The organism is Rhodanobacter spathiphylli B39, assembly GCF_000264295.1.
In the GTDB taxonomy this organism is placed as follows: domain Bacteria; phylum Pseudomonadota; class Gammaproteobacteria; order Xanthomonadales; family Rhodanobacteraceae; genus Rhodanobacter; species Rhodanobacter spathiphylli.
This window is the reverse complement of the sequence record NZ_AJXT01000003.1, coordinates 25759-39286: the sequence shown is the minus strand read 5'-3', so window position 1 is coordinate 39286 and position 13528 is coordinate 25759. Positions and strand designations below refer to the sequence as shown.

Sequence of the window (13528 nt, the reverse complement as noted above, 5' to 3'; positions counted from 1 at the left end):
TCCGTGTCGGGAATGACTCGAAGCTAGGTACAAATCAGCTATTTGACAAAGTGAATGTTTCAATCATTACTATGAGCAAATGCAATACATACTCCAAAGTATTGAAATATGGCGATGAAAAAGCACAACGCGGCGCTGAACGGAGCGAAAAAGCCGCGCCGCAGCGCAGCAAGGAAGCGTGGCGAGTCCGTGCCGGCGGAGAACGGCGGGCGCTACTACTACAAAGGCAATCGGCACAAGCAGTTGCGTGCCTTCGTCAGCGTGGTGAAGCTGGGTACGCTGACCCGCGCGGCCGAAGCGCTGTACCTGTCGCAACCCACCATCAGCCTGCAATTGCAGGCGCTGGAGCGGGAACTCGGCATGAGCCTGCTGGAACGGCGCCGGCGCCGCATCAACCTCACCGACGCGGGCGAGGCGTTGTATGAACTGGCGCGGCCCCTGGTCGAAGGCTGGGACACACTGGATCGCGACTTCCAGGCCAGGGTGAAGGGGCTGCAGGCCGGTCGCCTGACCATCGCCGCCGGCACCTCGACCATCCAGTACCTGCTGCCCGACCTGGTGCGCCGCTACCGCGAGCGCTTCCCCGCGGTGCAGTTGCAGCTGGCCAACGTCACCGGCAAGGACGGCATGGCGATGCTGCGCGCGGACGAGGCCGACTTCGCCGTGGGCTCGATGCTCGACGTTCCCAACGACATCGCCTGGGCGCCGGTGCAGCACTACGACCCGATGCTGATCATGCCGCCGGGCCATCCGCTGGCGGCGAAGGAGCGGATCACCCTCGAAGACCTGTCACCTTACGGCCTGATCCTGCCGCCGCAGCGGCTGTCCACCTATCGCCTGGTCGACCTGGTGTTCCAGCAGCAGCAGGTGCCGTATCACGTGGCGATCGAGGTCGGCGGCTGGGATGTGATCAAGGAGTACGTGGCGATGGGCATGGGCATCTCCATCGTCACCGGCATCTGCATCACCGCTGCCGACAGCGAACGGCTGGCGGTGCGCAACATGAAGCAGTTCTTCCCCCAGCGCAGCTACGGCGTGGTGATGCGCAAGGGCAAGTTCCTCAGCGCCGAGGCGCGGGCCTTCATCGACCTGGTGCGGCCTGGCCTGCTGACCCATCGCGAGCACGATGATCCGGGCCATTCGCAGCGTTGACGGGGCGGCAAGGCGCGCGCATCCCGTCACACGTTGCGGCGCTTGCCACGGAACGGCGCATAGAACGCGCGCAGGCGGGCGAGATCCGCTTCCAGGTCGTCGCTGGTGTGGAACAGCGGGCCGACACCGATGGTCTTGTCCGGATAGTTGAACCAGGCCGTGACGATGGGTACGCCGGCCTCGTGGGCGATGCGCCAGAAACCGCTCTTCCAGCGCGCCACCGGCTTGCGCGTGCCTTCGGGCGCGATGCCCAGCCACAGCGATTCGTGCTGCTGCAGCTGGTCGATCATCTGCTCGACCACGCCCTTGGCGGCGCCGCGGTCGATCGGCATGCCGCCCAGCTTCAGCAGCAGCTTGCCCAGCGGGCCGCGGAACAGCTCCTGCTTGCCCATGAAATGGATGTCGGCGCCGATGCCGACCTTCATCAGCAGGCCCCACACGCCATCCCACCATGAGGAGTGCGGCGCCGCGATCAGCACCGCGCGGCGCACGTCGGGAAACTCGCCGACCAGGCTCCAGCCGCACAGCCGCAGCACGCCGCGACAGAGTCGGCGACGCCAGTTGTCGGCCAGATGCGGCATGCCCGGTGGCAGTTGCGCGGGGCTGGGCAGTTGTCCCTTCATTCGAGATCCGGCTTGCGTGAACGGGACTGCTTGATCTGGCCGCGTTGCTGCTTGCCCACCAGGCGACGTTCCTTCGAGGCGCGGGTGGGGCGGGTGGCCAGGCGCTTCTTCGGCGGCACCAGCACGCCGCGGATGATCTCCACCAGCCGCTCGCGCACGTCATCGCGATTGCGTCCCTGGTCGCGGAAGCGGCGGCCCTGGATCACCAGCACGCCCTCGGCAGTCAGCCGGCGATCGCGGCGCTGCAGCAGACGCGTGCGGATCTCCTCAGGCAGCGACGGTGAGCCGGCCACGTCGAAACGCAGTTCCACCGCGCTCTCGGTGCGGTTCACATGCTGCCCGCCCGGACCGTCGGCGCGCAGGAAGCGCTCGACCAGTTCGGACTCGGGCAGGGCGATGCTGTGGCTGACGGTCAACATACCTGGCAGTTTACGGGCAAGCGAAAGGCGGGGCGAGGGATGCCTGATCCCGACCGCGTCGAGCGCGGTGCCGCAGCCGTGGAGTCGAAACGCTGCGCCGCGCGTTCTCCGGTTTCGCCGCTGCGCGGCTACGCCCGGGACGAACCGGGGAGTGGCGGGAGATCGTTCGGCGACGCCACGATGTCTTCGGGCCGGGGCCAGCCGAACCGAGCGAGCAGGTGCGTGTAGGCCTGATCCAGCGGAGCTTCCAGCTGCATCGGCGCACCGGTGACCGGGTGGTGGAAATCCAGTCGCCATGCATGCAGCAGCATCCGATGGCAGCCGAAGTGCTGCTTGTACAGGCGGTTGTGGTCGCCGCGGCCGTGCTGGCAATCGCCGATCACCGGGTGGTGGACATGCGCCAGGTGCTTGCGGATCTGGCGGAAGCGGCCGCTTTCGGGTTCGGCGAGAACCAGCGCGTAGCGCTGCTGTGGATAGCGGCCCAGTTCGATCGGCACCTCGATGGTAGCGAGGCGCCGGTAGCGGGTGCGTGCCTCGCGGCGCGGGCCGGTTTCGCGCGAGCCGGGCAGCGGATAGTCGATCACGTCCTCGACCGGTTCGGGCCAGCCGCGTACCACCACCAGGTACTGCTTGTGCATGCTGCGGGCCATGAACTGTTCGCCCAGCGCGGCGGCGACCTCCTTGCTGCGCGCCACCAGCAGCACGCCACTGGTGGCGCGGTCGAGCCGGTGCGCCAGGTAGACGTTGTCGCCGATCTGTTCGCGCAGCAGGTCGATCAGGAATTCCTCGGCATTGCCCACCATCTTCGAGCGATGCACGGCAAGGTTCGCGGGCTTGTTGACCGCGATCAGTGCGTCGTCCTGGTACAGGATCTCGAGCATGGGTCGGTGCGCTCGCCGCAATCAGCGCGCGCGCGGCCAGCCGATCGCGAAGGCCAGCAGGCCGGCGACGCCGGTGCCGAGAGGCGGCCAGATGCCGTGGTGCGGCGACAGCGTGCCCAGCAGGGTCGCGCCGATCAGCAGCGTGCTGCCGAGCAGACCGCAGGCAATCAGCTTGTGCTGGCGTCGGGCGTTGTCCAGGCTCAGTTTCAGCGCCAGCGGGTCGCTCAGCACGCGCCGTTCGCCGCGACCGATCTGGCGCAGTGCGTCGCGCACCAGCTCGGGGAATTGCGGTGCCTCGTGCAGCCATTCGGGCAACCGCTTGCGCACTTCGCGCAAGGTGCGCAACGGGCTGTAGCGCTCGCGCAGGATGCGTTTCAGCACCGGGTGCGCCACCGCCCAGATGTCGATCTCCGGATCGAGCATGCGGCCCACGCCCTCGATGTTGAGCAGGGTCTTCTGCAGCAGGATCAGCTGCGGCTGCAGGGTCAGCTCGAAACGGCGCGCAGTCTGGAACAGCTTCACGACCAGCTCGGCCAGCGAGATCTGCGACAGCGGACGGGTGAAGTACGGCTCGCACACCGTGCGCACGGCGGCTTCCAGCTCGTCCAGGCGCACGTCGGCAGGCATCCAGCCCGCGTCCACGTGCAACTTGGCGATGCGGGCATAGTCGCGTTCGAACAGCGCGATGAAGTTCTGCGCCAGCCAGTACTGGTCGGCTTCGGGCAGCGAACCCATGATGCCGAAATCCAGCGCGATGAAGCGCGGTTCATCGGTGCGCGCCGGGTCGACCCAGATGTTGCCGGGGTGGGCGTCGGCGTGGAAGAAGTTGTCGCGGAACACCTGCTCGTAGAACACCCGCACGCCCTTGACGGCAAGCGCCTTGCGGTCGAGTCCGGCGGCGTCGATCGCGGCGATGTCGTCGCTGCTGAGGCCGTGCACCCGTTCCAGGGTGAGCACGCGGGTGGCGGTCAGGTCCCAGTGCACCTCGGGCACGTAGAGGTCCACGCCGCTGGCGAAGTTGCGCCGGAGCAGGCTGGCGCTGGCGCCTTCGCGCTGCAGGTCCAGCTCGTTCTCCAGCATCTTCTCGACTTCGGCCACCACGTCCAGCGGGCGGATCTTGTCGGCGTTCGGGTGCCAGCGCTGGGCCAGTTCGCCCAGCGAACGCAGCAGCTTCACGTCGCGGCTGATCTGCGCATCGATGCCCGGGCGCAGCACCTTGACCACCACTTCGCGGCCGTCGTGCAGGGTGGCGGCATGCACCTGGGCGATCGAGGCGGAGGCCAGCGGTGTTTCATCGAATTGGGCGTAGAGACGGCCAATCGGCAGTTTCAGTTCCTGCTCGACGATCGCGCGTGCTTCGCTGCCCGGGAACGGCGCGACCTGGTCCTGCAGCAGGGCCAGCTCATCGGCGATGTCGGCCGGCACCAGGTCGCGGCGGGTCGACAACACCTGGCCGGCCTTGACGAAGATCGGCCCCAGTTCGGTCAGCGCATGACGCAGGCGCGCGCCGCGCGGCAAGCCGCGGATGTCGACGCGGGGCTTCGCCACCAGCGGCCTCAGCAGCTTCAGCGGACGATAGAGATGCGCCGCGTCGACCAGTTCGTCGAGCCGGTACGCCAGCAACACCGAGGCGACCCGCAGCAGCCGCGGCACGACCTTCAGCGGCGTCACGCGGCGTTGCCCGACACGCGCTGCAGCAGCCGCTGCACGCGCGATTCGAGTCGTTCGCTGCGTTCACGCAGCTCGTCCACGCCGTCGAGGAAACCCTCCACCTCGCCCGGCGCCATCGCCACGCGCGCCTCGTCGCGCAACCAGTCCGCGCCATCCTCGGTGAGGTGGCTGGCGGTTTCGCGGGCGTGGGCCAGGCCCTTGCGCACCGTCCTGGCCAGCGGCACGCCAAGCACGTCGCCGAACGTGCGCGTGAACGCCTCCTCGAAATCGGGAGCGAACTTGCTGGCCAGCTTTTCCAGCCGGCGCGCCAGCTCGGCATCGCCGGCGATCTCCACCTTGCCCGGAGCGATGCCGTCGTCGTCGCGGCGGAACATCATCGCCAGCAGACTGCCCGGTGAGGCGGCGACCTTCAGCTGGTCATCGGCCTGCGGTGGGCCCACCTTGAGGCGGGCGTCCTCGACGGTGATGGCCAACGCGATCTCGGGTCCGCGCAGATGCAACTGCACGCTGCGTCCATGCAGCGCGGCCAGCTTCTGCTGCGTGTCCGGATCGAGCGACAAGGTGTGGTTCAGCGCGGTTTCCAGCGCTCGGCCGGCAAGCTTGCGCAGCGGTTGCGGCAACCAGGAGTTGGGGGTGGCGGCGTTCATCTGCCGATTGTAGCGGGGCGGCGCGGGCGCCGTCGGGAATGGGGAATCGGGAATCGGACAGGCTAAGGGCAAAGCAGCGGCGCACGTCCCTTTCAATCTCGCGGAAGAGCGCTCTGCCGATTCCCTATTCCTGGCTGCCGGCTCCGACGAAGCCGAGCTGCCGCCATGCCTCGTAGACGGCCACGGCCACCGTGTTCGACAGGTTCAGGCTGCGGCTGTCCGGACGCATCGGCAGGCGCAGGCGTTGCTCGGCGGGAATCGCCTCGAGCACGGCTGCCGGCAGTCCGGCGGTTTCGCAGCCGAACAGCAGGGCGTCGCCGTCGGCAAAACGCGCCTCCACATGGGCGACACGGCCGCGGGTGGTGAAGGCGAACACCCGGGGCGCGCCGATCGCATCAAGGCAACTGGCCAGGTCGTCGTGCACCGCGAGCCTTGCGTACTCGTGGTAGTCCAGCCCGGCGCGGCGCAGGCGGGCATCGTCAAGTTCGAAGCCCAGCGGACGGATCAGATGCAGCCCAGCGCCGGTGTTCGCGCACAGGCGAATCACGTTGCCGGTGTTCGGCGGGATCTCGGGATTGAACAGGATGACGTGGAGCATCCGCCATTATCGCCGTACGGCATCGCCCGGGATCAACCGTTGAGCGGCGACGCCGTGCCGAGCTGGGCGCACATCACGCCGTCGGGCGGCAAGGCGCAACTGCTCGGCGCCGCCAGCAGGATCGTCCGCAGCGAATGGCTGCCGGCCAGCCGTACCGAGGCGGGCGTGGTGGTCACCATGGCGCCGAAGATCAGGCCGCATACCGCCAGGCAGGCGATGAACAGTCCGCGCAACATCAGGGTTTCGAATTTCATGAGCTTGTCTCCGACGAATGGGGGAAGAGTCCCTGCACGGACAAGAGAGCAATCCGCGTGCCAACGGTTGCAAACGCTCCAAGTGCTTGATTTGACGCGGTCATCACGGTGGCTTCGGGCCGGCAATCCTGTCCGCGGACACCGCTGTCGACCGCCGCCGGACAGCCGGACACGCTGGCGGACGCCCCCGGCGTACCCTGCCGCAAGTCATTTGCGACACCCGTCCCGCGCCGCTAGCCTGTGTCGACTTATCCGTGAAACAGGAGGTTCACCGTGACAAAGAAACCACTCGCCCTGCTGATCGCCGGCGCGCTCACCCTGGCTGGCGGCATGCCGCTGGCATGGGCCGCTCCCGCTGCCGCCGCCGCGACGACTGCCGCCGCCTCGCAGCAGAGTCCCGAGCTGGCCTACAGCCGTTTCACCCTGCCCAACGGCCTCACCGTGGTGGTGCACGAAGACCACAAGGCGCCGGTGGTGGCGGTCAGCGTCTGGTATCACGTCGGTTCGTCGTATGAGCCGAAGGGCAAGACCGGTTTCGCGCACCTGTTCGAGCACCTGATGTTCCAGGGCTCGGAGAACCACAAGGACGAATACTTCAAGCCGTTCGAACTGGCCGGCTCCACCGACCAGAACGGCACCACCTGGCTCGATCGCACCAACTACTTCGAGACGGTGCCGACCAGTGCGCTGGACATGGCGCTGTGGATGGAATCCGACCGCATGGGGCACCTGCTGGGCGCGATCGGCCAGCCGCAGCTGGACGAGCAGCGCGGCGTGGTGCAGAACGAGAAGCGCCAGGGCGAGAACCAGCCATACGGCCGTGCCGGCGAGCTGATCCAGGCCGAGGCGTTCCCGGCCAACCATCCCTACCACCACGACACCATCGGCTCGATGGACGACTTGAACGCCGCCTCGCTGGGCGACGTCAAGCAGTGGTTCCGCGACTACTACGGCGCGGCGAACACGGTGGTGGTGCTGTCCGGCGACATCACGCCGGCGGTGGCGAAGGAAAAGATGCAGAAGTATTTCGGCGACATCGCCGCCGGCCCCCAGGTGCCGCGGCCGCAGCCGTGGATCGCGCCGCGCGACAGCTCCACCCGGGGCACGATGACCGACAACGTGGCGCAGACCCGCATCTACCGCGAGTGGAACGTGCCCGGTCGCGGCAGCAACGACGAGAACCTGCTGGAACTGGCCGCCGCCGTGCTCGGCGGCAGCAAGACCTCGCGGCTCTACCAGCGGCTGGTCTACCAGGACAAGCTGGCCGACGATGTCTCGGTCGACGTCGAGCAGCATGTGCTGGCCAGCATGTTCAACCTGCAGGTGGACGTGAAGAAGGGTGTCGATCCGGCGAAGGTCGAGGCCGCCATCGCCGACGAGTGGCAGAAATTCCTGAAGACCGGCCCCACCGCCGACGAACTGGCGCGGGTGAAGACCGAGACGCGTGCCTCCTTCGTGCGCGGCCTGGAAAAGGTCAACACGCAGGCTTCGATTCTCGCCCAGGGCCAGCTGTATCACGGTGATCCGGGGCAGTACCTGAAGGACTTCAACGCGTTCATGGCGGCGACCCCGGCCAGCGTTAAGGCGGTGGCCGACAAGTGGATCAGCAAGGGCGACTACACCTTGACCGTCGTGCCGGGCAAGGTCGACGCCACCGACATGGCCAAGATGGCCGGTCGTGCCGCCGCCAAGGGTGCGCCGGCGCCGGTGCTTTCAGCCAGGGGCGACTTCAAGACGGTGGCCAGCGACGTCGATCGCGGCAAGGGCGTGCCCGAGGTCAGCAGCTTCCCCGACCTCAGCTTCCCGAAGCTGCAACGCGGCAAGCTCGACAACGGCATCGAGGTGGTCCTGGCCGAACGCCACACCGTGCCGGCGGTGCAGTTGCAGCTGCTGTTCGACGCGGGTTTCGCCGCCGACCAGGGGCGCAAGCTGGGCACCTCCAGCTTCACCATGAACATGCTCGACGAAGGCACCAGCAGCCTGGACTCGGTGGAGATCGCCAAGCGCAAGCAGCGTCTGGGCGCGATCATCGCCAGCGGTTGCGGGCTGGATTACTGCAACGCCTCGCTCAATGCACTCGATGACCAGCTCAAGCCCTCGCTCGACCTGTTCGCCGACATCGTGCGCAATCCGGCCTTCCGTGACGGCGACACCAGTCGCCTGCGTGGCCAGTGGCTGGCGCGCATCGCGCAGGAAAAGAGCCAGCCCACCGGCATCGCCCTGCGGACCCTGCCGCCGCTGCTGTACGGCAAGGACCACGCCTACGCGATCCCGTTCACCGGTTCGGGCACCGAGGCGTCGATCAAGTCGCTGACCGCGGCCGACATGCGCAGCTTCATGGACGACTACATCCGCCCGGACAACGTCAAGATCCTGGTCGCCGGCGACACCACGCTGGACCAGATCATCCCGCAGTTGAACGCGGTGTTCGGGGACTGGAAGGCACCGGCCGGCAAGGTGCCGGTGAAGAACATCGGCCAGGTCACGCCGCCGCAGCAGGCGCGCGTGTTCCTGGTCGATCGTCCCGGAGCGCAGCAGACGCTGATCCTTGCCGGCAGCCTGGCGCCTTCCACCGAAGCGGCCAACAACCTGGAAATCCAGACCATGAACGGTGCCTTCGGCGGCACCTTCACCTCGCGTCTCAACATGAACCTGCGCGAGGACAAGCACTGGGCCTACGGCGCCTTCAGCTTCCTGCAGAACGCGGTGGGGCAGCGTCCGTTCATGCTGTACGCGCCGGTGCAGACCGACAAGACCGCGCCATCGATTGCCGAGATGCTGAAGGAGGCCAACGGCGTGATCGGCGACAAGCCGCTGACCGACGCCGAGATCAGCAAGGTCAAGGTCGGCGACGTGCGCAGCATGCCGGGCGAGTACCAGACCACCTCGGCGGTGATGGATGCGATGCAGGGCATCGCCCTGTACAACCGCCCGGATGACTACGTGCAGACCCTGAAGTCGCGCATCGAGGGACAGACCGACGGCGCGGTGGAGGCGGCGGCGAAGCAGATCATCCACCCGGATCAGCTGACCTGGGTGATCGTCGGCGACCTGGCGAAGATCGAGTCGCCGATCCGTGCGCTCAAGCTCGGCCAGGTGCAGGTGCTCGATGCCGACGGCAAGCCGGTGGCGGCGAAGCCGGCCAGGTGAGCCTGCATGCGGCGCCGGCATGAACCGGCGCCGCATGTCGTGCGGCCGCCGCGGGACGCGTCCGCGCCACCGCGTTACGATGGAGGCCGGATCGCAAGGTCCGGCCTCTTCCATATTCCAAGTCACTGTTGCGGAGCCCTCCATGCGCAAGACCCTGCTGTTGCTCGTCCCCGTGTTGCTGCTGAGCGCCTGCAACTGGGGCATCACCATGGACCCGGCGGCGAAGAACGTGCGCACCGCCTGGAGCGGCGACGTCTCGGCCTGTCGCGACCTGGGCAAGGTCACCGTCTCGGTGATGGATCACGTCGGCCCGGTCGACCGCAACGACATCAAGGTGCGCGACGAACTCGAAGTGCTGGCCCGCAACGAGGCCGCCAAGATGAATGCCGACACGATCAAGCCGCTGGCCGAACCCGACGCGGGATCGCAGCCCTGGGGCGCGTATCAGTGCGGTGCGCGCGTGCCGAGCGCCAACCCGGCGGGCCATGCCGCGCCGAATTCGACGCCCGGCAACGCGCAGACCTTCCCGATCCGGCACTGACCCGATCCAGCACGGAGTCGCCAGGCCGGCCCCCACGCACCCCCGCGTTGAGTGGCCTCACGGGGCAGTCAGGGTTTCGCCGTGGCGGGAATCCACAGCTCGATCACGTTCGGTTCGCCGCGGATGGAGAGCGGGAACGGCACGGCCTGGGGCGCGCGGGGCGAGTCGAACGGACGGGTGGCGCCCATCCATGCGCTGATCGCCGACGCGCACTGGGTGCCGGCATCGCTGTAGAGCACGGTGGGCACGTGCCACTGGAACGGCAGGGTGCGGCCACGGCTGGCGGCGCTGGCGGTGACGTTCTCGATGCCGGGCGTGGCCACGCCCAGGTCGCGCAGCTGGGGCAGCAGGGTCTCGGCTGCGGCGCGCTCGGCCTCGTCGTAGATCTGCGCATAGACCACGAAACGGCGCGAGATGCCCTGGGTGCAGGCGCGGCGTGCGGCGTCGGCCAGGGTGGCGGCGTTCGCCGGTGAGGCGTGGGCGACCGTGGTGGCGGCAGCAGTCGGGCGTGCCGTCCGGACCGGTGGCGGCGTTGCCGTTTCGGGCGGCGGCGGCGGAGGCGGCGGTGGGGGAACATCTCGCGCGGGCTCCGGTGCCGATGCCAGCGTCGGGCTTTCGGACGGCATGTCGTCGACGGTGACGGGTGTCGTGTCGGTGGCGGATGTCGTGGTTGCGGAGTCCGGGGAGGGGTTCGCGCCCGCCACGACGGGTGCGTCGGGATCGAGCGCCACCACCGGTGGCCAGTCACGGTAGCCGACCATGGCGCGTTCCCAGCGGGTCAGCGAGGGGGCGCCGCCGAGGATGGTCAGGTCGTTGTTGCAATTGAGCGCGAGCTGGCCCGGTGGCAGTTTGGCGCATTTCGCCTGCAGCGAATCGACCAGGCCGTCCACCATCAGGCGGATCGAGTCCGGGTACGGCGGCGGCCCGGCCTGGGCGCGGAACAGCTGCACCGAGGCATCCATGCTGCCGTCGAAGGCGGCATCGTCGCCGATCGCCTTGCCCAGGTCGCGGGCGGCCTCGGTGACCAGTTTCTGCTGTTCGATGCCCTGTTTCAGGTGGGCATCCCACGCTTGCCAACCGGCCAGCGCCAGGCCGGCGATCGCGCTCAGTCCGAGCGAGGCGCCGACCGTGGCGGTGACCCGCTGGCGCAGCGACATCGCGCTCTTCTGCACGTCCGGAGCGAGCGGACCGATGCTGGCGGCGACCCCGTCCAGCGCCAGCGCGGGAAGTGCGTCGAGGATCGCGCGATCGAGCGGCCTGCCCAGCAGTTCGCCCAGCTGGCAATAGCTTTCCCATTGCGCCTCGTCGAAGAACTGGTCCTCCGTACCCTGCTGCGGGAAACGCATGTCGCGGTTGGCGTAGCCGACGATGTCGAGCGGCGAGTCCGCCGGCTGGCGCGGTTTCACCACCAGCAGGGCGCCGGTGTTGCCGCTCTGGTAGCGGATGCGGGCCAGCAGCAGGCTTTGCGTGCCCGGCCCCGGCATCACGCTGTCCGGCGTGCCGAGCCGGGCCAGCAGCGCGGGCTCGACGGTGCCCGGCGCGAGGCTGGCCGGGTCGATGAATTCGATGATGGCGGCATAGTCGATGCGCGCCTTGCGGACCAGGTTTTCGACGTCGGCGAACAGGTAGTTCGGGTCGGCACCGCAATCGGCCAGCACGATCAGCTTCAGCTCGCGCTTGAGCAGGGCATAGACACCGGTGTTGTCGAAATGCCCGCCGTCGGACAGGTACCACACCGGCCCCTGCAGGCCGGGAAAGCGCGCCAGCATTTCCTGCAGGGCCGCCCGCGACTTGCCGAGCCATGACCATGACAGCGACGGCTTGCCGAGCCGGTTGCGCCACCAGTAGCCGAGCCGGAGGCCGCTCAGGAAGGTGAGCACGGCCACCCCGGGGCGGGTCATCGAACCCATGCCGGAACCGGCGGCGGCACCGGAGATGGCGATCCACTCGGCCAGCGTGGTGCCCTGCAGCGTTTCGCCGGCGCCCGCAGGCTGCGTTCGTGCGGGCCGGGTCCCGGTTTCCACGCCGAACGGACCGACGGTGAGGCAGATGCCCTTGCGATCGGCGTTGAACGCCTCGGTGCGATCGTCGACGGTCTGGTTGATGCAACAGTTGATCAGGTGGATCGGGCCGCCGTGCAGGTGCGGCGTGTAGTCGGGCAGTGCCACATCGTCGTGGTCGAGCAGTTCGGTCACCTTGACCACCGCCTGTGCGCTGGCGGAGTCCGTCGACTGCAGCGGCGAGACGGGGAAGCGCGTCGGGCCGGCGACGGCCACCGGCTGGTTGCCCACCGCGACGTAGGTGCGCGCGATGCGCGAGCGATAGAACGCGTGCAGCGACGAGCGGTTGATCGCCTGCAGGTTGCGCCCGGTCAGCCCCGCATAGGCAAGGCACGGCACCACTACGGCCAGCCAGCGCAGCCAGGCCGCTGGCGCGGACGTGGTGGTGCCCATGAAGAACAGCAGGTACTGCAGCGCGCTGAGCCAGAACAACAGCAGCAGGCCGAGCAGCAACAGGCCGCACAGGTTGGCGATCAGGGCCAGTGGCAGGCGCGCCAGGCTGGGCTTGTCGTTGTGCGGCTGCAGCGCCGGCAGGGCAAAGCGCGCCACCGCCACCAGCAGCGCGATCATGCCCGCGCCGTTCCACCCGGGAGCGCGCAGGGCGCCCGATTCCAGCAACCAGGCGAGGAACCAGCCGAGCAGGTCGGCGACGCCCAGCAGCAGCAACAGCAGCAGGCACTTCAGCAGGAAGGTGAGGCTGATCGTGTAGCGCACGCGGTCCTGGGCGGGTTGGCTGCCGCGGACGCGCGTCCACAGCCATGCCAGTGGAATGGCCAGCAGGATCACGCCGGCCACCTGCATCAGGCCCGGGCCGTGGCTGCTGTCCAGCGGCGGGGCCAGCCACAGCAGGCCGCCGCCGAGCGCGGCGGTCACCACGACGATGGCCAGGTCGCCCGCCAGCGAGCCGTCTTCCGGATCGCGTGCCCACCAGTAGGCGAAGGCGCAGGCCGCCGACAACCAGCCCAGCGGAACCAGGCCCAGCCACCACAGGTTCACCGTCAGCCATGGCAGGTGTTGGGCGTAGACCGGGTAGCAGAGCAGGTGCGGCAACACCACCGCCGATGCCAGCAGCGCCAACAGCACGGCGATCTCGAACTGGGTGGCCACGAAGCCGCGCAGTTGCCCGGTGGCAGCCTGCAACAGGTCGCCTGCGCCGGCGGGCGTCAGGTAGCGACCGTTACTGCGCAACCACCACAGCAGCAGCGACCGGTCATTGGCCAGGCCCTGTTCGACCCGTTGCGGCGTGGTGGCGGCGTTGAACAGACGTCCAAACGCGGCGCCGATGTAGCCGCCACCGGAGACCGTCGAAAGGTAGTCAAAACGGTGCAGCACGCCGTTGCGCGCCAGCGCCCGCAACAGGCCCAGGCAGAAGGTGGCGCTGCGCACGCCGCCACCGGACAAGGCCAGGCCGGCGTGTGGCGCCTGCGGCTCCACCCCGGCGCGATCGCGCCGCATGCCGAACAGCTGTGCTTCCGTCGAAGCCGGCTCGCCAGGCGAGGGCGGTGCTTCCCCGTTCTGATTCATGGCTTGCT

General features: G+C 68.4%; 11 protein-coding genes. 3 read left to right on the top strand and 8 right to left on the bottom strand.

Annotated elements, in window-relative coordinates; genetic code table 11:
- Positions 1 to 114 precede the first annotated feature (114 nt).
- Complete coding sequence (locus UU7_RS00265; protein ID WP_007804229.1) at positions 115 to 1152, top strand: LysR family transcriptional regulator; 1038 nt, start codon at positions 115 to 117, stop codon at positions 1150 to 1152.
- 26 nt (positions 1153 to 1178) lie between these two features.
- Here the strand turns inward: UU7_RS00265 and UU7_RS00260 are convergent, their stop codons facing one another.
- From UU7_RS00260 to UU7_RS00230, 7 genes are all read right to left on the bottom strand, one after another.
- A complete protein-coding gene (locus UU7_RS00260) occupies positions 1179 to 1775 on the bottom strand; it encodes a 1-acyl-sn-glycerol-3-phosphate acyltransferase (RefSeq protein WP_007804227.1) in 597 nt (198 codons plus the stop codon).
- On the bottom strand, positions 1772 to 2194 hold the full coding sequence (gene arfB, locus UU7_RS00255) for an alternative ribosome rescue aminoacyl-tRNA hydrolase ArfB (protein WP_007804225.1): 423 nt from the start codon (positions 2192 to 2194) through the stop codon (positions 1772 to 1774). Before arfB ends, UU7_RS00260 begins: the two co-directional genes overlap by 4 nt.
- A gap of 128 nt (positions 2195 to 2322) precedes the next feature.
- Positions 2323 to 3075 (bottom strand): pseudouridine synthase, encoded by a 753-nt coding sequence (locus UU7_RS00250; protein ID WP_007804223.1) that lies wholly within the window; start codon positions 3073 to 3075, stop codon positions 2323 to 2325.
- Positions 3076 to 3096: 21 nt separating this feature from the next.
- Positions 3097 to 4737 carry a ubiquinone biosynthesis regulatory protein kinase UbiB gene (gene ubiB, locus UU7_RS00245; RefSeq protein WP_425480487.1) on the bottom strand — a complete coding sequence of 547 codons (1641 nt, stop codon included), beginning with the start codon at positions 4735 to 4737 and terminating at the stop codon, positions 3097 to 3099.
- A gap of 5 nt (positions 4738 to 4742) precedes the next feature.
- Positions 4743 to 5393: a ubiquinone biosynthesis accessory factor UbiJ gene (locus UU7_RS00240; protein ID WP_007804218.1), complete on the bottom strand. Its 651-nt coding sequence runs from the start codon at positions 5391 to 5393 to the stop codon at positions 4743 to 4745.
- Between the two features lie 124 nt (positions 5394 to 5517).
- Complete coding sequence (gene trmL / locus UU7_RS00235) at positions 5518 to 5991, bottom strand: tRNA (uridine(34)/cytosine(34)/5-carboxymethylaminomethyluridine(34)-2'-O)-methyltransferase TrmL (protein WP_007804216.1); 474 nt, start codon at positions 5989 to 5991, stop codon at positions 5518 to 5520.
- A gap of 32 nt (positions 5992 to 6023) precedes the next feature.
- Entirely contained in the window at positions 6024 to 6245 is a 222-nt protein-coding gene (locus UU7_RS00230) for a hypothetical protein (protein WP_007804214.1), read from the bottom strand.
- 273 nt (positions 6246 to 6518) lie between these two features.
- On the opposite strand from UU7_RS00230, the gene UU7_RS00225 reads away from it, so the two are divergent.
- Together UU7_RS00225 and UU7_RS00220 are read left to right on the top strand one after the other, a co-directional pair.
- Positions 6519 to 9395 (top strand): M16 family metallopeptidase, encoded by a 2877-nt coding sequence (locus UU7_RS00225; RefSeq protein ID WP_007804212.1) that lies wholly within the window; start codon positions 6519 to 6521, stop codon positions 9393 to 9395.
- Positions 9396 to 9537: 142 nt separating this feature from the next.
- Positions 9538 to 9936 (top strand): DUF4156 domain-containing protein, encoded by a 399-nt coding sequence (locus tag UU7_RS00220; protein ID WP_007804210.1) that lies wholly within the window; start codon positions 9538 to 9540, stop codon positions 9934 to 9936.
- Between the two features lie 68 nt (positions 9937 to 10004).
- Here UU7_RS00220 and UU7_RS18860 read toward each other — a convergent pair whose 3' ends face one another.
- Positions 10005 to 13520 (bottom strand): patatin-like phospholipase family protein, encoded by a 3516-nt coding sequence (locus UU7_RS18860; RefSeq protein WP_007804208.1) that lies wholly within the window; start codon positions 13518 to 13520, stop codon positions 10005 to 10007.
- Positions 13521 to 13528: the final 8 nt, after the last annotated feature.